The 19,292-nt window shown below is 69.8% G+C and carries 17 protein-coding genes; 9 read left to right on the forward strand and 8 right to left on the reverse strand.

The genetic code is table 11. From position 1 onward, the window contains the following. Positions 1 to 23: 23 nt before the first annotated feature. From topA to ABIE44_RS07605, 3 genes are all read right to left on the reverse strand, one after another. Complete coding sequence (gene topA, locus ABIE44_RS07595) at positions 24 to 2,750, reverse strand: type I DNA topoisomerase (RefSeq protein ID WP_209719956.1); 2,727 nt, start codon at positions 2,748 to 2,750, stop codon at positions 24 to 26. Positions 2,751 to 2,891: 141 nt separating this feature from the next. Continuing rightward, a complete protein-coding gene (locus ABIE44_RS07600) occupies positions 2,892 to 4,430 on the reverse strand; it encodes a DUF7059 domain-containing protein (RefSeq protein ID WP_209719953.1) in 1,539 nt (512 codons plus the stop codon). 78 nt (positions 4,431 to 4,508) lie between these two features. Further along, on the reverse strand, positions 4,509 to 4,886 hold the full coding sequence (locus tag ABIE44_RS07605; RefSeq protein ID WP_209719950.1) for a winged helix-turn-helix transcriptional regulator: 378 nt from the start codon (positions 4,884 to 4,886) through the stop codon (positions 4,509 to 4,511). Between the two features lie 100 nt (positions 4,887 to 4,986). On the opposite strand from ABIE44_RS07605, the gene ABIE44_RS07610 reads away from it, so the two are divergent. Then, a complete protein-coding gene (locus ABIE44_RS07610) occupies positions 4,987 to 5,838 on the forward strand; it encodes an SDR family oxidoreductase (RefSeq protein WP_209719947.1) in 852 nt (283 codons plus the stop codon). 144 nt (positions 5,839 to 5,982) lie between these two features. Here ABIE44_RS07610 and ABIE44_RS07615 read toward each other — a convergent pair whose 3' ends face one another. The 3 genes from ABIE44_RS07615 to ABIE44_RS07625 all read right to left on the reverse strand — a co-directional run bounded on the left by ABIE44_RS07615 (position 5,983) and on the right by ABIE44_RS07625 (position 10,740). Then, a complete protein-coding gene (locus ABIE44_RS07615) occupies positions 5,983 to 7,785 on the reverse strand; it encodes a hydroxysqualene dehydroxylase (RefSeq protein WP_209719944.1) in 1,803 nt (600 codons plus the stop codon). 168 nt (positions 7,786 to 7,953) lie between these two features. Next, a complete protein-coding gene (locus ABIE44_RS07620; RefSeq protein ID WP_209719941.1) occupies positions 7,954 to 10,239 on the reverse strand; it encodes a sodium-translocating pyrophosphatase in 2,286 nt (761 codons plus the stop codon). A gap of 165 nt (positions 10,240 to 10,404) precedes the next feature. Beyond that, positions 10,405 to 10,740 (reverse strand): STAS domain-containing protein, encoded by a 336-nt coding sequence (locus tag ABIE44_RS07625; RefSeq protein ID WP_209719938.1) that lies wholly within the window; start codon positions 10,738 to 10,740, stop codon positions 10,405 to 10,407. A gap of 150 nt (positions 10,741 to 10,890) precedes the next feature. Between ABIE44_RS07625 and ABIE44_RS07630 the strand changes: the two genes are divergently transcribed. From ABIE44_RS07630 to ABIE44_RS07665, 8 genes are all read left to right on the forward strand, one after another. Next, complete coding sequence (locus ABIE44_RS07630) at positions 10,891 to 13,206, forward strand: DEAD/DEAH box helicase (protein WP_354437918.1); 2,316 nt, start codon at positions 10,891 to 10,893, stop codon at positions 13,204 to 13,206. Positions 13,207 to 13,302: 96 nt separating this feature from the next. After that, a complete protein-coding gene (locus ABIE44_RS07635) occupies positions 13,303 to 13,695 on the forward strand; it encodes a pyridoxamine 5'-phosphate oxidase family protein (protein WP_209719935.1) in 393 nt (130 codons plus the stop codon). A 196-nt stretch (positions 13,696 to 13,891) separates the two neighbouring features. After that, complete coding sequence (locus tag ABIE44_RS07640; RefSeq protein ID WP_209719932.1) at positions 13,892 to 14,110, forward strand: DUF6458 family protein; 219 nt, start codon at positions 13,892 to 13,894, stop codon at positions 14,108 to 14,110. Beyond that, positions 14,107 to 14,325, forward strand: a complete 219-nt coding sequence (locus ABIE44_RS07645; RefSeq protein ID WP_209719929.1) for a hypothetical protein — start codon at positions 14,107 to 14,109, stop codon at positions 14,323 to 14,325. Before ABIE44_RS07640 ends, ABIE44_RS07645 begins: the two co-directional genes overlap by 4 nt. 76 nt (positions 14,326 to 14,401) lie before the next feature. Beyond that, positions 14,402 to 14,845, forward strand: coding sequence for a PA2169 family four-helix-bundle protein (locus tag ABIE44_RS07650; protein WP_209719926.1), 444 nt, complete (start codon positions 14,402 to 14,404; stop codon positions 14,843 to 14,845). Positions 14,846 to 14,967: 122 nt separating this feature from the next. Next, positions 14,968 to 15,609 carry a TetR/AcrR family transcriptional regulator gene (locus tag ABIE44_RS07655; protein WP_209719923.1) on the forward strand — a complete coding sequence of 214 codons (642 nt, stop codon included), beginning with the start codon at positions 14,968 to 14,970 and terminating at the stop codon, positions 15,607 to 15,609. Next, entirely contained in the window at positions 15,606 to 17,078 is a 1,473-nt protein-coding gene (locus ABIE44_RS07660) for an MFS transporter (RefSeq protein WP_209719921.1), read from the forward strand. The genes ABIE44_RS07655 and ABIE44_RS07660 overlap by 4 nt, the downstream gene beginning before the upstream one ends. Before the next feature lie 130 nt (positions 17,079 to 17,208). Further along, entirely contained in the window at positions 17,209 to 18,018 is an 810-nt protein-coding gene (locus ABIE44_RS07665; protein WP_209719917.1) for an SDR family NAD(P)-dependent oxidoreductase, read from the forward strand. A gap of 24 nt (positions 18,019 to 18,042) precedes the next feature. Here ABIE44_RS07665 and ABIE44_RS07670 read toward each other — a convergent pair whose 3' ends face one another. Both ABIE44_RS07670 and ABIE44_RS07675 read right to left on the reverse strand, forming a co-directional pair. Further along, positions 18,043 to 18,966 carry an amidohydrolase family protein gene (locus ABIE44_RS07670; protein ID WP_209719914.1) on the reverse strand — a complete coding sequence of 308 codons (924 nt, stop codon included), beginning with the start codon at positions 18,964 to 18,966 and terminating at the stop codon, positions 18,043 to 18,045. Beyond that, positions 18,963 to 19,265, reverse strand: a complete 303-nt coding sequence (locus ABIE44_RS07675) for a hypothetical protein (RefSeq protein ID WP_209719911.1) — start codon at positions 19,263 to 19,265, stop codon at positions 18,963 to 18,965. The genes ABIE44_RS07670 and ABIE44_RS07675 overlap by 4 nt, the downstream gene beginning before the upstream one ends. Positions 19,266 to 19,292: the final 27 nt, after the last annotated feature.

The following is a 19,292-nucleotide window of genomic DNA, read 5'->3' on the forward strand; positions in this document are numbered from 1 at the left end:
ACGTGTCGGCGATCCCGCCACAGTCAGGCCTTCTTAGCAGCGGCCTTCTTGGCAGTCTTCTTAGCCGCAGACTTCTTCGCCGCAGACTTCTTCGCCGTCTTCTTCGCCGACTTCTTGGCCGCCTTCTTCGCCGGCCCCTTCTCGCGACGCTCCGCCAACAGCTCCGCCGCGCGCTCCAGCGTGATCTCCTCCACGCTGTCGTCCTTGCGCAGCGTGGCGTTGTACTCGCCGTCGGTCACGTACTCACCGAAGCGACCCTCCTTCACCACGACCGGCTGCCCGGAGACCGGGTCGTTGCCGAGCTCCTTGAGCGGCGGCTTGGCGGCTCCGCGGCCACGCTGCTTGGGCTGGGCGTAGATCGCCAGCGCCTGCTCCACGGTGATGTCGAAGAGCTGCTCCTCGGTCTCCAGCGAGCGCGAGTCGGTGCCCTTCTTCAGGTACGGGCCGTAGCGGCCGTTCTGCGCGGTGATCTCCACACCCTCGGCGTCCGTGCCGACCACGCGGGGCAGGGACAGCAGCCGCAGCGCCGTCTCGAGGTCGATCGTCTCCAGGCTCATCGTCTTGAACAGCGAACCCGTGCGGGCCTTCTGCTTCTTGGGGGCGTCCTCGGGCAGCACCTCGGTGACGTACGGGCCGAAGCGTCCGTTCTTCGCGACGATCAGGTTGCCGGTCTCCGGGTCGGTGCCGAGCTCGGTCTCCATGCCGGCCGGGGTGGCCAGCAGCTCGCGCGCCTTGGCCTCGGTCAGCTCGTCCGGCGGCAGGTCGTCGGGCACGTTGGCGCGCGCCGGAGCGCCGGCGTCATCACCGCCGCCGTCTCCGTCGTTCTCCGGCACGACCTCGATGTAGGGCCCGTAGCGGCCGACGCGCAGGTCGATGCCGCTGGGCTCGCCGGCCGGGGTGAGCACCGGGAAGGTCGCCAGCTCCTTGGCGTCGATGTCACCGAGCTCGGTGACCAGGCGCTTGAGCCCCTCGATCTTGTCGCTGCCGAAGTAGAACTCGCCCAGCTCGGTCTCGAGGTTCTTGCGTCCTCCGGCGATGTCGTCGAGGACGGTCTCCATGCCGGCGGTGAACTCGTAGGACACCAGCCTCTCGAAGTGCCGCTCGAGCAGGCGGATCACCGAGAACGCCAGCCACGCCGGGACCAGCGCGGTCCCCTTCTTGTAGACGTAGCCGCGGTTGAGGATCGTGCCGATGATCGCCGCGTACGTCGACGGGCGCCCGATCTCGCGCTTCTCCAGCTCGGAGATCAGCGAGGCCTCGGTGAACCGGGCCGGCGGCTTGGTCTCGTGGCCCGACGCCTTGAGGCTCGCGGCGCTCACCGCGTTGCCCTCGGCCAGGTTCGGCAGCCGGCTCTCGGCGTCGTCGCGCTCGGCGGCGGCGTCGTCGTTGCCCTCGACGTACGCCTTGAGGAAGCCGTGGAAGGTGATCGTGCGACCGCTGGAGGAGAACACCACGTCCTCGCCGCTGGCGGAGGGACCGCCGAGACGGATGGTCACCGAGTTACCGGCGGCGTCCTTCATCTGCGAGGCGATGGTGCGCATCCAGATGAGCTCGTAGAGCCGGAACTGGTCGCCGGTCAGACCGGTCTCGGCCGGCGTGCGGAAGTTGTCGCCGGCCGGACGGATCGCCTCGTGGGCCTCCTGCGCGTTCTTCACCTTCGAGGCGTAGACCCGGGGAGCGTCCGGAACGTACTCGGGACCGTAGAGCTCACGGGCCTGGCTGCGGGCCGCGTTCAGCGCGGTGTCCGACAACGTCGTGGAGTCGGTACGCATGTAGGTGATGTAGCCGTTCTCGTACAACCGCTGCGCCACCGACATCGTCGACGAGGCCGAGAAGCCGAGCTTGCGGCTCGCCTCCTGCTGCAGCGTGGTCGTGCGGAACGGGGCGTACGGCTTGCGGGTGTACGGCTTGGACTCGACCGAGCGGACGGTAAAGGCGGTGTCGTGCAGCGCCTCGACCAGCGCCTCGGCCCGAGCCTGGGTGACGTGGACGACCTTGCCCTCGGACTTGAGCTGACCGTCGTCACCGAAGTCGGTTCCGCGGGCGACGCGGGTCCCGTCGATGCTGTGCAGCTTGCCCGGGAACATCCGCTGCTCGTGGTCGGCGCCGGCGTCGAAGGTCCCCTCGAGGTCCCAGTACGACGCCAGCCGGAACGCCATCCGCTCCCGCTCGCGGTCCACGACCAGGCGGGTGGCGACCGACTGCACCCGGCCGGCGGACAGGCCGGACATGACCTTCTTCCACAGCACCGGGGAGACCTCGTAGCCGTAGAGACGGTCCAGGATGCGGCGGGCCTCCTGGGCCTCCACGAGGTCCATGTCGATCTCGCGCGGCGACTCGACCGCGGCCTGGATCGCCTCCGGGGTGATCTCGTGGAAGACCATCCGGTGGACCGGCAGGTCCTTCTTCGGCTTCAGCTCGTCCAGCAGGTGCCAGGCGATCGCCTCGCCCTCGCGGTCCTCATCGGTGGCCAGGTAGAGCTCGTCGGCGTCCTTCAGCAGACCCTTGAGCTTGGTGATGTGCGACTTCTTGTCCCGGGAGACGACGTAGACCGGCTTGAAGCCGTCGTCGACGTTGACGCCCAGACGGGCCCACGGCTCGCCCTTGACCTTGGCAGGGATGTCCGCAGCGGTCTGCGGCAGGTCGCGGATGTGTCCGATGGACGATTCCACGACGTAGCCCTTGCCGAGGTAGCCCTCGATGGTGCGGGCCTTGGCCGGCGACTCGACGATGACGAGCTTGTGTGCCACGGGTGTTGGAGTCCTTCCCCCGAAGAGTGGGGCAGATCGTGCAGGGTTGCGGCAACAAGGTAGCGCGGGTTTCCACCCTGACAAGCCACCAGCCCCGCCGCTGAGGACCTCCCCCTTCGGGGGAAGTTCGTGGAAAGCGGTCTAGCTCCCGGGCGTGCCGAGCTCCAGGAAGCCCTCCACGACCAGCTCGCGGACCTCCGCGAGCCGGGTCGGGACGTCGACCTCTCCTATTAATTGTGCGATCGCCGCGAGCAGCTGCCCGACGCTCAGGTCGCCGTCGGCGGCACCCGCGAGAGCCGACCCGACGGTGTCGACCTGCTTGGCCCGTCGCATCCCCGTCTGCTGCCGCAGCACGATCTGGCTGGGGTCCTCGGCGCCGGCCGGGCCGAAGGTCTCCTGGACCACGTCCAGACGCAGGCGCGGGTGACTCGCGAGCAGGGCCTCGTCGCTGAGGTCCCGGACGACCTCGACCCGCTCGAAGTGGGCGGCGTTCTCAGCACCCAGCGGCTGCTCGACCTCCCAGCGCCACTCCTCCAGGCGTACGTCGGGCCGCGTCGCGCCGCTGGCCCGCAGGGTGATCCAGCCGAAGCCGACCGCCTCGACGCCGTTCTCCTCGAACCAGGACAGCCAGGTGTCGTAGCGCGTGTAGTAGTCAGGGGTGCCGTGCACCCCCGCGTCCTTGAGCCAGAGCTCGACGTACGACGGCAGGTCGAGCACCTCGCGCTGGACGACCCAGGCGTCGCACCCGGTGTCCATCCAGCCGGCCAACCGCTCGTCCCACGGCTGGTCCTTCGTGATCGCCCAGTTGGCCAGCACCTGACCGGTGCCTCCGGGACGCAGGTGCTGCGGGATCGTCCGGACGATGTGCTCGACGACACGATCCCCCGGGAGGCCGGAGTCGCGGTAGACGAGACGCTCTCCGGTCGCCGGCGAGATCACGAACGGCGGGTTGGTGACGATCAGGTCGAACCGCTCGCCGGCGACCGGCTCGAAGAAGCTGCCGTGGCGGATGTCGAGCTGGTGGGTCGTGGCGTCCCCGGTGGTCGAGCCGTCCCCGGTGGTCGAGCCTGTCGAGACCCCGTTCAGCTCGGCGTTCACCTCGGTCAGCCACAGCGCTCGCGCGTTCACGTCGGTCGCGACGATCTGCTCGACGTGCTCGGCCAGGTGCAGGCTCTGCACGCCGCACCCGGTCCCGAGGTCGAGCGCCCGGGCGACCGGCGTACGGACGGTGAGCTCGGCCAGCGAGGTGGCTGCCGGCGAGATCCCGAGGACGTGGTCGGGCCCGACCCGCTGCGGGCCGCCGTCCAGGCCAGGGGTGAGGTCGCTGGCGACCCACAGGTTGCCTCCCGACCGGGCGCTGTCGGTTCCGTAGGGCCGCAGGTCGACGCGCGCGGCGACCTCGCTGATCGAGCGCTCCAGGATGCCGACGGCGCACAGGTCGTCGACCAGGCCGGGCAGCGCGCGCTCGGCGTCCTCGGCAGGGACGGTCGCCTGCAGCAGCCACATCCGGGTGAGGGTCTCCAGCGGACTTCCCCCGCGGGTGACGCGCAACCCGGGCGTCGTCTCGTTGCGCCCGAGCGCCGCCTGGGCCGTCGCGCCGATCAGGTCCGCGACCGCGTCGTAGGTGTAGTCGGCGGCGTGCAGGGCTTCGCGCAGGCGGGCGATCGTGGAGGACGTCACCCCCGGAGGTTACTCACCGCGTCTCGACAGGCTCGACGACCGGGCAGCGGAACCACCGGGCCGACGACCGGTCTGCAGTCAGCGGTCCCCGAGGATGTCGGCGGCGTTGTCGGCGATCCACGCCATCAGCGGGACGTAGAGCGCGGCGAACTCGCTCCCGCGCTCGGTCAGCGAGTACTCGACGTACGGCGGCACGACCGGCTTCGCGTTCCGGACGACCAGCCCGTCCTCGACGAGGATCCGCAGCGTCTGCGCGAGCATCTTCTCGCTCACGCCCTCGGCGCGACGGCGCAGCTCGCTCCAGCGCACCGGCCGCCCCTCGGCCAGGATCACCAGCACCAGCCCGCCCCACTTGCTGGTGACGTGCTCGAGCACGGTCCGGCTCGGGCAGTTCTTCGAGAAGACGCCGTCCGGGTAGTGCCGTCGGAGCACGTCGACGCTGTCACTTACCGTCATGTCAGTACCTTACTTCAAAGTGGGTACTAACTCTAGGGAAGTTAGCGGGCGGACCCGCCGTTGGAGCGGGTGACAAGCCCCTACTTCCGAAGGATCCACCATGTCTCTCGTCGTCACCGGCGCCTCCGGCCACCTCGGCCGTCTCGTCGTCGAACAGCTCCTGACCCACGGCACCCCGGCCGCCGACATCGTCGCGACCACGCGGACGCCCGAGACCTTGTCCGACCTCGCCGCACGCGGGGTGGACGTCCGAGCAGCCGACTTCAACGACCCGGAGTCGCTCAAGGAGGCCTTCGCCGGCGCCAGCCGCATCCTGCTCATCTCGACCACCGACCCCGACCGGCTCAGCGGCCAGCGCAACGCCGTCGAGGCTGCGCGCGAGGCCGGCGTCGACCTGCTCGCCTACACCTCGATCACGCGTGCGGACACGTCCTCCCTGCTGCTGGCCGGTGACCACCGTGAGACGGAGAAGCTGATCGAGGAATCGGGCCTCACCTATGCCTTCTTGCGCAACTCCTGGTACTTCGAGAACTACACCGAGCAGCTCGCCCCGGCGCTCGAGCACAAGGCCGTCCTCGGCAGCGCCGGCGAGGGCCGGGTCAGCGCCGCGGCGCGGGCCGACTACGCCGCCGCCGCCGCGGTCGTGCTCGCCGGCGAGGTCACCGGCAACCAGGTCCTCGAGCTCGGCGGCGACACCGCCTTCACGCTGACCGAGTACGCCGCCGCCCTCTCGGAGGCCACCGGCGAGACCATCACGTACGTCGACCAGCCGGTCGAGCAGTACGCCGCGTTCCTCGCCTCGGTCGGCGTACCGGCTCCGATGGACACGGTGCTGGCCGATGCCGACCGCGGGCTGTCCCGCGGCGAGCTGCTGTCCGACTCGGGCACGCTGAGCGACCTGATCGGTCGTCCGACCACGAAGCTCGAGGACGCGATCCGCGCCGCACTGTGACCGGTCGGGTGGTCGAGCAGCCCGGTCATCGAGCAGCCCGGTCATCGAGCAGCCCGGTCATCGAGCAGCCCGGTCATCGAGCTTGCCGAGATGCAGTGAGGTACGCGCCGTCCTCACCACGTCTCGGCAAGCTCGACGACCGACTCAGAAGCGCCCCGGCAGGCGGATGTCGAGCAGGTTCGGAAGCCCCGCCTTGTAGAGCAGCGCATCGGTCTTCTGGATCGGCAGCAGCGCCGGGTTCTCCCAGAGCGAGAAGATCGTCGCCCGCGAGGCCGTCGACCCGGTCAGGTCGAGGATCGCGTTCGCGGCCCTGCGGCCCGACTCGTTCGCGCCCTCCATCGTCGCCAGGTCGATGTTCGTCCTCACGAAGTCGCCGGTGAGGAAGAAGTTCGGGATCTTCGTGGTGACCTCGGGCCGGTCCTTCCACGAGCCCGCGGTGTTGACCAGCAGCGGGGTGTCGTTGGTGTTCCGGCCGGTCGCAGCGTTGTACGCGACTCCGGGGTCCAGGAACCACGAGTGCACGTCGCTCGGGTCGAACAGGTCCCCCATCGTGTGGTGGAACTGGATCTGCGCCATCACCTCGTCAGCGACCTCCTGCGGCGAGCACTCCTTGGCGGTCTTGCCGTAGAGGATTCCCTTCGCGTCCCAGTTGGAGATGTCCACCGACAGGCAGTCGACCGCAGTCCCGTCGCCGTAGTCGGCCGGGAAGTCGCGGGTGGCCCAGAAGTCACCCTGGGTCAGCGCCGTCAGCGCCCACGGCGAGTCGATGAAGGTGATGTGCCCCTTGGTGAGCTTCACCTTCTTCTTCAGGTAGTACTGGATGCCGACCATCCAGTCGGTCTGCAGCCTGTTGAGGTTCTCGAAGCTCGGGTCCTTCGCGCGCATGGCACCGCCGAGGAACGCCGTCGCCTTGTCGACCGGCATCGCACTGACGAACCAGTCCGACTCGTGCCGGTACGTGTCGGTGCCGTTGGTCACGTGCACCGCCGCGAGCCGACCGCCGCTGCCCAGCTCGTACGACGCCAAGCCGTACCCGGTCACGAACCGGACCCCGAGCGTGCGCAGCAGCGCCATCCACGGGTCGATCCAGGCCTCGTTGGTCGGCAGGCTGAGCACCCGGTCGATCGCACCGTTCGCCCCGGCGCCGATCATCGTGTAGACGAACGCCTCGCCCATGTTGCCGATGGTGCGCGTGCTCGCGAGCGTCTCCTTCGCGGCGACCAGGTTGCGGGTCAGGCCGGCGGCGAGCACGTGCTGGTAGTCCGCGGACCGGGTCTCCGCTCCCACGAAGTCCCACCAGCTCATGTTCTCCCACTGGCCGAAGCGACGCTCCTTGCTGCTGGTGATGAACACCAGCAACCGGGTCACGAAGTAGGCGAGCTCGTCGGGCGGGACGTTCTGGCCCTTGAGGCTCTCGGTCAGGTAGCGACGCAGACCGTCGACGGTGAAGAGCGCCTGCGGGTCGGGCCCGATGCCGAAGATGAAGGCGTCGGCGCGATCGCCCCCGCGCAGGAACTTGCCGCCCTGAGCGGCGATCAGGTTGTCCTTGACGCCGTTCTTGTTGGAGCCGAACGGCGTCCGGGCCATCGAGTCCGGGATGTGGTGGTAGAAGCCCGGGAAGAAGCGGAAGCCGTGCTCGCCCGGGAGGTCGGCGCGACCCCCGGTACCGGTCCCCACGACCGGGATGCTGCGGGCCTTGCCGCCCCAGGCCTTCGGCTCGAAGACGGTCACCTCGAAACCGCGCTCAGCCAGCTCGTGGGCGGCGGCGAGTCCCGCCATGCCGCCACCGAGGACGGTGACCCGCCTGCCCGGCGCCGCGGCGAACGCGGGCGCGACCCCGGTCGTCGCAGCAGCCGCGACGGCTCCCACGGCAGCACCCGTGCGGAGCACGGTGCGGCGGTCGACGGTACTGCCCGAGGGCAGGCTGATGTTCTCGTTCGTCCCCACGACGACTCCTTCGTTCCGCCCGGCAGCGGTTCGAGGCAACGTAGGACGCTGACAGTGGAACTGTCAACGTGCGGTCCCACCGCCGACCCGGCCCGAAATCACCCGTGAATTGCACCGACCCGGCCCGAACATGCACATGTTCGGGCCGGGTCGGCGTGGGGTGCTGCGTCAGGCGGGAACGTCGGCCGTGATGTCCGAGGTCCGCTTCTTCGACACGTAGACCGCCACCGCGATGATCGCCACGGCCACGAGGGCGATGATGATCCGTACGGCGTCGTTCTCGTCCTTGCCGACGCTGAGCTGGACGACGGCGCTGGCGATCAACAGCGAGACCAGGTTCATCACCTTGATCAGCGGGTTGATCGCCGGACCGGCGGTGTCCTTGAACGGGTCACCCACGGTGTCACCGATGACCGTGGCGGCGTGGGCCTCCGAGCCCTTGCCTCCGTGGCTGCCGTCCTCGACAAGCTTCTTGGCGTTGTCCCAGGCTCCACCCGCGTTGGCCAGGAAGACGGCCATCAGGGTGCCGGTGCCGATCGCACCGGCCAGGAAGCCGGCCAGCGCCGCGACGCCGAGACCGAAGCCGACGGCCATCGGCGCGAGCACCGCGAGGATGCCCGGCGTGATCAGCTCGCGCAGGGAGTCGCGCGTGACGATGTCGACGACCTTGCCGTACTCCGGACGACCGGTGCCCTCCATGATGCCGGGGATCTCGCGGAACTGGCGACGGACCTCGTAGACGACCGCGCCGGCAGCGCGGGCCACGGCGTTGATCGCGAGACCGGAGAACAGGAACACCACGGCCGCGCCGAGCAGGACGCCGACCAGCGTGCTCGGGTTGAACACGAAGAAGTCGGCCAGCTCGTCGAGGCTCTTCTGAGCAGTGAGCTCGTCGAGCACCGAGGAGGCGTAGGAGCCGAACAGCGCCGTCGCGGCGAGCACCGCGGTGGCGATGGCGATGCCCTTGGTGATGGCCTTGGTGGTGTTGCCGACGGCGTCGAGCTCGGTGAGGATCTGCGCCCCCTCCTCGCTGACGTCCCCGGACATCTCCGCGACGCCCTGGGCGTTGTCGGAGATCGGGCCGAAGGTGTCCATCGCGACGATGACGCCGACCGTGGTCAGCAGACCGCACCCGGCGAGCGCGACAGCGAACAGCGAGATGGTCAGCGAGGCGCCACCGAGCAGGAACGCGCCGAACACCGCACCACCGATGACCAGGGTCGTGTAGACCGCGGACTCGAAACCGACCGAGAGGCCGGACAGGATGACGGTCGCCGCGCCGGTGAGCGAGGTCTTCCCTACGTCCTTGACCGGCTTGTACTCGGTGCCGGTGTAGTAGCCGGTGAGCGCCAGGATGCCGGCGGCCATCACGATGCCGATGACGACGGCGGCCGAGGCGATCCAGCGCGGGTCACCCTCGAAGCCGCCCGCGGACAGCTGGTTCAGCGCCGTACCGGCGACACCCTCGAACTCCGAGAAGTCGGACGGCAGGTAGATGAACGAGGCGATCACGGACGCGACCGCGCCGATGGCGGCCGAGATGTAGAACGCTCGGTTGATCGTGACCAGACCGTTCTCGCCGGCCCGCGGCTTGCACAGGTAGACACCGATGATCGCCGTCAGGGCGCCGATGGCAGGGATGAGCAGCGGGAAGACCAGGCCCTTGTCGCCGAAGGCCTGCGAGCCGAGGATCAGCGCGGCCACCAGGGTGACGGCGTAGGACTCGAAGAGGTCGGCGGCCATACCGGCGCAGTCGCCCACGTTGTCACCGACGTTGTCGGCGATCGTCGCGGCGTTGCGCGGGTCGTCCTCGGGGATGTTGTTCTCGACCTTGCCGACGAGGTCGGCGCCGACGTCAGCGGCCTTGGTGAAGATACCGCCGCCGACACGCATGAACATGGCGAGCAGCGCCGCACCGAAGCCGAAGCCCTCGAGCACGTGCGGGGCCTCGTCCTTGTACAGCAGCACGACGACGCTGGCGCCGAGGAGGCCCAGACCGACGGTGAGCATGCCGACCATGGCGCCCGAGCGGAAGCCGATCTTCATGGCGGGGTCGCGACCCTCGGTGTTGGCCGCTGCCGCCACGCGGAGGTTCGCCTGGACGGCGAGCGACATGCCGAGGTACCCGACAGCTGCGGAGAAGCCCGCGCCGACGAGGAAGAACAACGAACGTCCGATCCGGACCGCCGTGTCGTCGGCGGGCAGCGCGAGCAGCGCCAGGAACGCGACGGCCGCGAAGATGCCGAGCGTGCGGAACTGCCGGGCGAGGTAGGCGTTCGCGCCTTCCTGGATCGCCTTGGCGATGTTCTTCATGTTGTCGGTGCCTTCGCCGGCGGCAAGGACCTCGTTGCGGAACATCGCTGCCATGCCGAGCGCCGCGAGGGCGATGACGGCGATGATCAGGACGATTACGAGGTTGCCACCTTCGAGATCGGGGACTGCGAGCCCGGTCATGGAATCTCCTTGGTGTGATGTGCGATGCGCTGTCGCGACTTACTGCCCAAACGTCGCGGACTATACGCAGGTGTGAGCACCGTCACGGCGCTGGGGTGAGCCAGATCACCAAGACGATTCACAGGGCGGGCGAGATGCCCGATTTGTGCCCTGAGGGGAGAGTTGTCAGGCGCTGAGCGCGGCGGACTCGGAGTTGTGGATCGTGAAGACCTTGGCCAGACCGGTGATCTGGAAGATCTTCAGCAGCCGCTCCTGGCTGCAGATCAGCGACATCGAGCCGTCCTCGGCGCGGATCTTCTTCAGACCGCCGACCAGGACGCCGAGCCCGGTGGAGTCCAGGAAGTCGACCTTCTCCATGTCGATGATGAGGCTGTGGTGGCCCGCGCTGACCAGCTCCGTGATCTTGTCGCGCAGCTTGGGAGCGGTGTACACGTCGATCTCGCCGCCCACGGCCACCAGCGTGTGCCCGTCCAGCTCCCGAGTTTCCAGCGAAAGGTCCACGATCTCTCCCAACGTCTTGCAGCAGCTGCGAACGGCACAGGTGTGTCGGTCGCGCCACCGACGCGTCCTCGCCTTCATTCAACCACGCGTGCCAGGGCCGGTTTCAAGGCCGAACCGCCACCTGTCGGGACGGGCTGGGAGACTCAGCGGGTGAGCGCACCCCGCCCCGAGCACCTGGTCGACGTGCTCACCGGCGCTCCGGGCCGGGACGAGCGACTGACCCACCTGGAGGTGCTCCCTCCCCGCTCCCCGCGGACGGCGCCGTGGCCCGGTTGGGTCGCGCCCGAGGTCACCGCTGGCTGGCAGCGTGCCGGGATCGACCAGCTCTGGCTGCACCAGGCGACCGCTGCCGACCAGGCCAGGAAAGGCGTCCACACGGTGATGGCGACCGGGACCGCGTCGGGCAAGTCCCTGGGCTACCTGCTGCCGGCGCTGACGGCGATCTCGGAGAAGCGCGGGCCTCGCGGCCAGCGTGGTTCGGCCACGCTGTACCTCTCCCCCACCAAGGCGCTCGCCCAGGACCAGCTCAACACGGTGCGCGGCCTCGGCATCGAGGGCCTGCGCATCTCCACCCACGACGGCGACTCGAGCCCCGAGGAGCGCGAGTGGACCCGGGACTTCTCCGAGTACGTGCTGACCAACCCCGACATGCTGCACCGCTCGCTGCTTCCCGGGCACGAGCGCTGGACCCGGTTCTGGGCGGCACTCGACTTCGTCGTCGTCGACGAGTGCCACCACTACCGCGGGGTCTTCGGGGCGCACGTGGCGCAGGTGCTGCGGCGGTTGCGCCGGGTCGCTGCCCTGTACGGCGCCGACCCCACCTTCGTGCTCGCGTCCGCCACCACGGCCGAGCCCGAGGTCACCGCCGGCAGGCTGACCGGCCTGCCGGTCGTGGCCGTGACCGACGACGCCTCCCCGCGCGGCCAGGTCGCGCTCGCCCTGTGGGAACCGCCGTTCGTCTCGCACGGTGGGGAGAACGGAGCACCGGTACGCCGCTCGGTCACCGCCGAGATGGCCGACCTGCTCACCGACCTGGTCGTGGACGGCACCCGCACGCTCGCGTTCGTCCGGAGCCGGCACGGCGCCGAGACCGTGTCGCTGCACGCGAAGCGCCTGCTCGCCGAGGTCGACCCCGAGCTGCCGGGGAAGGTGGCGGCGTACCGGGGTGGCTACCTGCCCGAGGAGCGACGCGCCCTCGAGGGGGCCCTGCGCTCGGGAGCGCTGACCGGGCTGTCGGCCACGAACGCCCTTGAGCTCGGCATCGACATCTCCGGCCTGGACGCCGTCCTGATCGGCGGCTTCCCCGGCACCCGGGCGGCGCTCTGGCAGCAGGTCGGCCGCGCGGGCCGGCAGGGCGGCGACGCCCTCGGGGTCCTGGTCGCGCGTGACGACCCGCTCGACACCTACCTGGTCAACCACCCCGAGCACCTCTTCGGGAAGCCGGTCGAGGCGACGGTCTTCGACACCGACAACCCCTACGTCCTCGGGCCGCACCTGTGCGCGGCAGCGGCCGAGATCCCGCTGACCGAGGACGGGCTGGAGATCTTCGGACCGGTGGCCCGCGACGCCGTCGAGGCGCTGACCAGTGCCGGGATGCTGCGACGTCGAGCCAGGGCCTGGTACTGGACGGACCGCCGACGTGCCAGCGACCTGGCCGACATCCGCTCCTCCGGCGGGACGCCGGTGCGCCTGGTCGAGGCCGGCACCGGTCGCGTCCTCGGCACGGTCGACCACGGCTCCTCGCACGGGACCGCTCACGCCGGAGCCGTCTACCTGCACCAGGGCGAGAGCTACCTGGTGCACGAGCTCGACCTGGAGGAGTCGGTGGCGACGGTGACCCAGGCCGACGTCGACTTCACCACCTCGGCGCGCGAGATCACCGACATCGAGATCGTCCGGGAGCACCAGCACGAGCAGTGGGGGGACGTTCGGCTGAGCTTCGGGTCCGTGCGCGTGACCCACCAGGTGGTCTCGTTCCTGCGTCGGCGCGCGATCACCGGAGACGTGCTCGGCGAGGAGCTGCTGGACCTGCCCGAGCGGACCCTGGAGACGTCGTCGATCTGGTGGACCGTCCCCGACGACCTGCTGGAGGACGCCGGCTTCGATGCCGAGGACCTGCCCGGATCGGCGCACGCCGCGGAGCACGCAGCCATCGGCCTGCTCCCGCTGTTCGCGATCTGCGACCGCTGGGACATCGGCGGGGTCTCGACCGCCCGGCACGCCGACACCGGGGTTCTCACCGTGTTCGTGTACGACGGCCACCCCGGCGGGGCGGGCTTCTCCGAGCGCGGCTTCCACACCGCCGCCGAGTGGTTGGGCGCCACCCGCGACGCGATCGCGTCGTGCGCCTGCACCGAGGGCTGCCCCTCCTGCGTGCAGTCCCCGAAGTGCGGCAACCAGAACAACCCCCTCGACAAGGCCGGCGCGGTCCGCCTCCTCGACCTCGTGCTCGCCTCGGCCGGTTGAGCAAACCGGTCGTCGTCGATCAGCCCGGTCGTCGCGCAGCCCGGTCGTCGAGCAGCCCGGTCGTCGAGCTTGCCGAGACGCGGCGACAATGAACCCATGCTCCCCACCTCCCCCGAGTTCCTCGACTTCTGGCGCGAGCGCCGCCTCTGCACCGTCACCACCCTCCGCGGCGACGGCACTCCGCACGTGGTCCCGATGGGTGTCGCGCTCGACCCCGAGGCCACCCGCGCCTGGGCGATCACCTCGGGCGGTTCGCAGAAGGCCCGCAACATCACGAAAGCCGGCGCCGACGGAGCCCCCATCGCGATCTGCTGCGTCGACGGTGCCCGGTGGTCGACCCTCGAGGGACGCGTCGTCGTCCTGACCGGCCCTGACGACGTCGCCGAAGCAGAGCGCCGGTACGCCGAGCGCTACAAGCAGCCGCGCGAGAACGTCGCGCGGGTGGCGCTGCGGATCGAGATCACGAGGGTGCTCGGGAACGTCCGCTGAACCGTTCTCCCGACCCATGAGAGCGATTTCTCTGCGGGTTCCGTCACTGGGGACGGGCAATCCCCCGTCGTTGCTGGTGGGGGCGACCAGCGCCCGATTCTGACCACGTTCGAAGTGCGGGCGACGGGGTACTCGGGGCGTACCGCTGCACCACGGCCGCGGCACGCACGCCGCCCCTCCCCGAAAGGAACACCTCATGGCAATCGGAACCGGGATCGTCCTTCTCGTCCTCGGCCTCATCCTCGCCCTCGACGTCGTCCAGATCGACCTCGACTTCATCGACGACAGTGCCCTCGGCACCATCCTCATCGTCGCGGGCATCCTCGCGATCGTGCTCTCCCTCATCATCAACGCCCAGCGCTCCCGGCACACCGTCGTCGAGGACCGCGTCGTCGACGACCGGCGTCCGCGATGACCGCCGAACGGATCGGTGGCCCGCCCCCGCCGCACCCCGGTACGAGGCGACGGCACCTCCGGCTGGTTCGCCCGGTCGAGGAGGCGCCCGACCGGTGCCCCGGCGTCCGCGTCGAGGCGACCTGCGACTACCGGCTGCGACTCGTCGAGTGCGAGGACGGCATCCAGGTGAGCCGCTTCGAGTGCGACGCCTGCGGCGCCGTGCTGTACCGCTGACGACCCGACTGCCTTCTCGGATGCCGGGTATCCCCACCACACCGCGAAACCACCGCGGCCGACGAAAGGTGTTCACATGACTGACGACAACAGCGCCGCCAAGGAGCTCGTGGAGACACTCCGGGACGGCGAGCAGGGCTACGCCAGCGCCGCGGAGAAGCTCCGCGACAGCGACCGGTCCGAGTGGGCCACCAAGCTCCAGGGCTTCTCGGAGCAGCGGGCCGGCTTCCGTCGGGAGATCGTCGAGCTCGGCCACGAGTACGCCGAGGACGTCGACAAGAGCGGGACCGCAGCCGCCGCCTTGCACCGCGGCTGGATCGCGCTCAAGGACGCACTGACCGGCGACGACGCCGGCAGCGTGCTGGGCGCCGTCGTCACGGGCGAGAACCACGCCGTCTCCGAGTACGAGAAGGCGCTCGAGAGCGACCTGAGCGACGGCTTCCGCGAGGTGGTGACCCGCCAGCACGCCGCAGTCGTCGCCGCGCGCGACGAGGTCGAGGCGCTGCAGAACGCCGACTAGGCACTCGCCCCACCACGACGATCCACCACGACGCCCCGTGAGCGCACGCTCGCGGGGCGTCGTGCGTCGCAACGCTTTTTATTCGATACGGTCCTGTCCCGTATCGTGCTAACGTCAGCGTCGTGACCCCGAAGGAAGCCGCTCTCGCCGAGGAGCAGACGCGCGGTCGCCCGCGCGACCCGAGTCGCGACGAGGCGATCATCCAGGCGGCGATCGACACCCTGATCCGGGAGGGGTACGACCGTCTCTCGATGGAGGGCATCGCGGCGGCCGCCGGCGTCGGCAAGTCGACGGTCTACCGCCGGTGGGGCAGCAAGGCCGAGCTCGTGATCGACGCGATGGCCACCCTCAAGCCGACCATCGACTCCATCGACTCGGGCTCGCTCGACGGCGACATCGAGCTGCTGATCAGTGCCTCCTGCAGCCCGCACTCCGAGCAGCTGATGAAGGTGATGGTGAGCATCTGCTCCGCGCTCCCCCGCGAGCCGGACCTGCTCGAAGCATTCAAGACCCGCTTCACCGAACCGCGCATCGCGCGCATCAGCGGCTTCCTGACCCGTGCCCGCGAGCGCGGCGAGCTCGGACCCGACTTCGACATCGCGATGGCAGCGAGCCTGCTGCCCTCGCTCATGCTCCAGCGCGTCCTGATGACCGGGCAGCCGGCCGGACGCGCCTACGCCGAGCAGGTGGTGGGCAGCGTGCTGCTCCCCGTGCTCGGACGCCCCCCACGACCCACCTCGACCTCCACGGAGAACACCCCATGACACAAACAGCTGCACCCCAGGAGACCCGCAACGGCGGGCTTGCCCTGGCCGTGATCTGCGTCGCGCAGCTCATGGTCATCCTCGACGCCACCGTCGTGAACGTCGCGCTGCCGAGCATCCGCGACGACCTCGACTTCTCCCTCGACAACCTCACCTGGGTCGTCACGGCGTACTCGCTCACCTTCGGCGGACTGCTGCTCTTCGGCGGCCGCACCGGCGACCTGTTCGGTCGACGTCGCATGTTCATGATCGGCATCGGACTCTTCGGGGCCGCGTCCCTGGTCGGCGGGTTCGCCACCAGCGAGGCGATGCTCATCGCCGCCCGTGCGGCGCAGGGTGCCGGTGGAGCCATCGCCGCTCCGACCGCACTGGCGCTTCTCGCCACCACCTTCACCGAGCCGGCCGCACGCGCTCGTGCCTTCGGTGTCTTCGCTGCCATGGGCGCCTCGGGCGGTGCGCTCGGCCTGCTTCTCGGTGGCGTCCTGACCGACTACGCCAGCTGGCGCTGGGCTCTCTTCATCAACGCCCCGATCGGCGCACTGGTGCTGTTCCTGACCCCGCGGGTGCTCGACGAGTCGCAGGGCTCGGGAAAGAAGCTCGACCTGCCGGGCGCCATCGCCGTGACCGCCGGCATGTCGACCCTGGTCTACGGGCTCACCAAGGCCTCGACCGACGGCTGGGACTCGACCACCACGATCGTGACGCTCTCGATCGCCGCCGCCCTGCTGGTCGCGTTCATCCTGATCGAGCACTTCTCGACCCACCCGCTGATGCCGTTCCGGATCTTCGCGGACCGCAACCGCACCGGCGCGTACCTGATCATGCTGTTCCTGGCCGGCGCGATGTTCACGACGTTCTACTTCCTCGCCCAGTACCAGCAGAACGTGCACGGCTGGAGCCCGTTCCGCACCGGACTCGGATTCCTGCCGATGCCCGCGACGATCATGTTCATGTCGATCGTCGTCGTACGGCGTCTCATCCCCAAGGTCGGCATCCGTCCGTTCCTCACCGTCGGCCCGCTGCTGGCCGTCGTCGCGATGATCTCGATGTCACGGCTGGAGCCCGACAGCAGCTACTGGCAGTTCCTCGGCTCGCTGCTGCTGCTCGGCCTCGGCATGGGCTGCAGCTTCGTCCCGCTGACGATGACCGCGGTCAACGGGGTCGCGCCGCACGAGACCGGGATCGCCTCGGCGCTGCTCAACACCGGCCAGCAGGTCGGCGGCGCCATCGGGCTGGCCGCGTTCGGCACGGTCTTCGCGCACGGCGCAGACGACCGGTTCGCGGAGCTCGGAGCCCGCGCCAGCACAGCCGTGGGTCAGCACGAGGTCTTCGTGGCCGGTCAGCAGGACGCGTTCCGGGCCGCGATCGTGGTGGCTGTCCTGGCGCTGGTCTCGTCCTTGGCGCTGATCCGGGTCAACAAGGTCGCGCCGCCGACGCCGGCCGCAACGCCTGCGCTCGCGGCCGACTGACCCGGCCCAGCGGGCCGAACCAACCGGTCCCGGACCTGTCCGTCGTTTGCGGGGACCGGGCGCGGGTACGTCGACAGCAGTCGCACGGTCCGAACCCGGCCAGGTCTGCGGCAGCCATCGAGGGAACGTCATGAGCACCACGACAGGCACGGCGCCGCTGGCTCTGGTCACCGGCGCGTCCAGCGGCATCGGACGCTCGCTCGCCCTCCAGTTCCTCGACCACGACTTCGACGTCGTCGTGGTCGCTGAGGACGCAGCGATCGACCAGCTCGTCGCCGACGGCGGACCCCGGGTGCACCCGATCCGCGCGGACCTCGCCACGGCTGACGGCGTGCAGCAGGTCCACCGGGAGACCCAGGCGTTGGGCAGGCCGGTTGCCGCCGCCGCGCTGAACGCCGGGGTCGGCGTCGGGGGCGCCTTCACGGAGACCGACCTGGATGCCCATCTCAACCTCGTCGACCTCAACGTGCGCTCCACCGTGCACCTGGCCAAGCTCCTGTCGCAGGACATGGTCGAACGCGGGGAAGGTCGGCTGCTCTTCACCGCGTCGATCGCAGCGACCTCACCAGGCCCGTTCCATGCGACCTACGCAGCATCGAAGGCGTTCGTGCACTCCTTCGCCGAGGGTCTGCGCGTCGAGCTCGAACCCGCGGGGGTCACCGTGACGTCCCTGATGCCCGGACCGACGGACACCGCGTTCTTCGAACGTGCCGGCATGGAGGACACCAAGATCGGCTCCGGCCCCAAGGACGACCCCGACGACGTCGCCCGCGACGGCTTCGAGGCACTGATGGCGGGGCGCCCGCACGTCGTGGCCGGATCGCTGAAGAACCGCGCCCAAGCAGCCGTCTCCACGCACCTTCCGGACACGATCAGCAGCAAGATGCAGGCCAGGATGGCCAAGCCGGGCACCGCCGAGGACGGCAAGGGCACGGAGTAGGGCAGGGAGCCGGGCGGGCCCCGGTCAGGCTCCGCTCCACCACAACCGTCGCGCGTTCTCGACGGCGAGCATCCTCGCCACGGTCCTCGGCAGGACGTCGAGGAGACGTTGTCGACGGTCCAGGTTGTCCGCCAGTCCGTCGAGGGAGCCGAACGCGTCGCTGCCGAGGACGAACCTGTCCGGGAATTTCTCGATGAGGTCGACCCAGGCCGGGTCCGCTTCACCGGCACCTCCGTCGACGATGCGGTCGAGCATGACCCACGACAGGTCGACGTGCAGGTTCCGGTGTGCCTCCAGCAGGTCGGCGAGCAAGGCGACGTGGTCCTCCGGCGCGATCCGCCGCGAAGCCCCCGCGTGCGCCCAGACCTGCACCGTGTCCGGGTGGTCGACGAGCATCGTGCGGACCTCGCCGACGTACTCGTGCTGACCTGATCGTCCCGCGGAGCTGGCGTCCTGGTGGAACGTGAACGGCCAGCCGCGGGAGCGGCAGATGTCCAGGACGTCGTCCAGGGCCCGATGACCTGCTCGTGCGTTCTCCCCGTAGGTGATCTCGGTCAGGTCGTCGTGACGCAGCAGCACCTCGCCGATCCCGACCCAGCAGTCGTCGCGACCGGTCAGGTGCTCGACGTGGTCGGCGGCGAGCCTGTCGGTCGGGTCGAAGCCGCAGATCGTCGGCGCGAGGAGGGCGCGGTCACCTTCGGGCAGCAGCTCGCGCGCTGCCGCCACCAGGTCGGCGACCAGGACGTCGGTGAGCGAGTACGAACCGCAGGGTGCGTTGTCGTCGAGGTAGTAGGTCGGTTCTTCGGGTTCGGTGATCGCCCACTTCTTCTTCACCGGGAGCCCGAAGACGACCAGACCGTCGCCGTTCGCGCGCAGGGCGGTGACCACGTCGTCGGCCGACATCGCGCGCTGCAGGAAGCTGACCAGGTGCAGGTGGGTGTCGATCATCGTCGTGCCACCCGACGCGGCACGAGCTCGACCCCGGTGGCAGGGAGTCCGGGGACCACGCCGGTCACCCCGGCCCACGTGCCGGCCGGGAACAGCCGGGCGACCTTGGTGGTGTGGTGCTTCCAGAGCAGCTGGTCGTGGGTGCGGTCGTGCCGGTCCCGCACGCGCCGGAACACGTGCACGAAGACGACCAGGTCCCCCTCGACCTCAGCGTGGGTGTAGTCGAACCAGTCCCGTTCGTCACCGGCCGACTCGAACTTCTCCACCAGGTCGCCGGAGACGCGGACGTGCAGGCTCACCGGTCCTCCGCGGGTGCGGGAGCAGGT

It is taken from the genome of Marmoricola sp. OAE513, assembly GCF_040546585.1.
Lineage (GTDB): Bacteria > Actinomycetota > Actinomycetes > Propionibacteriales > Nocardioidaceae > Marmoricola.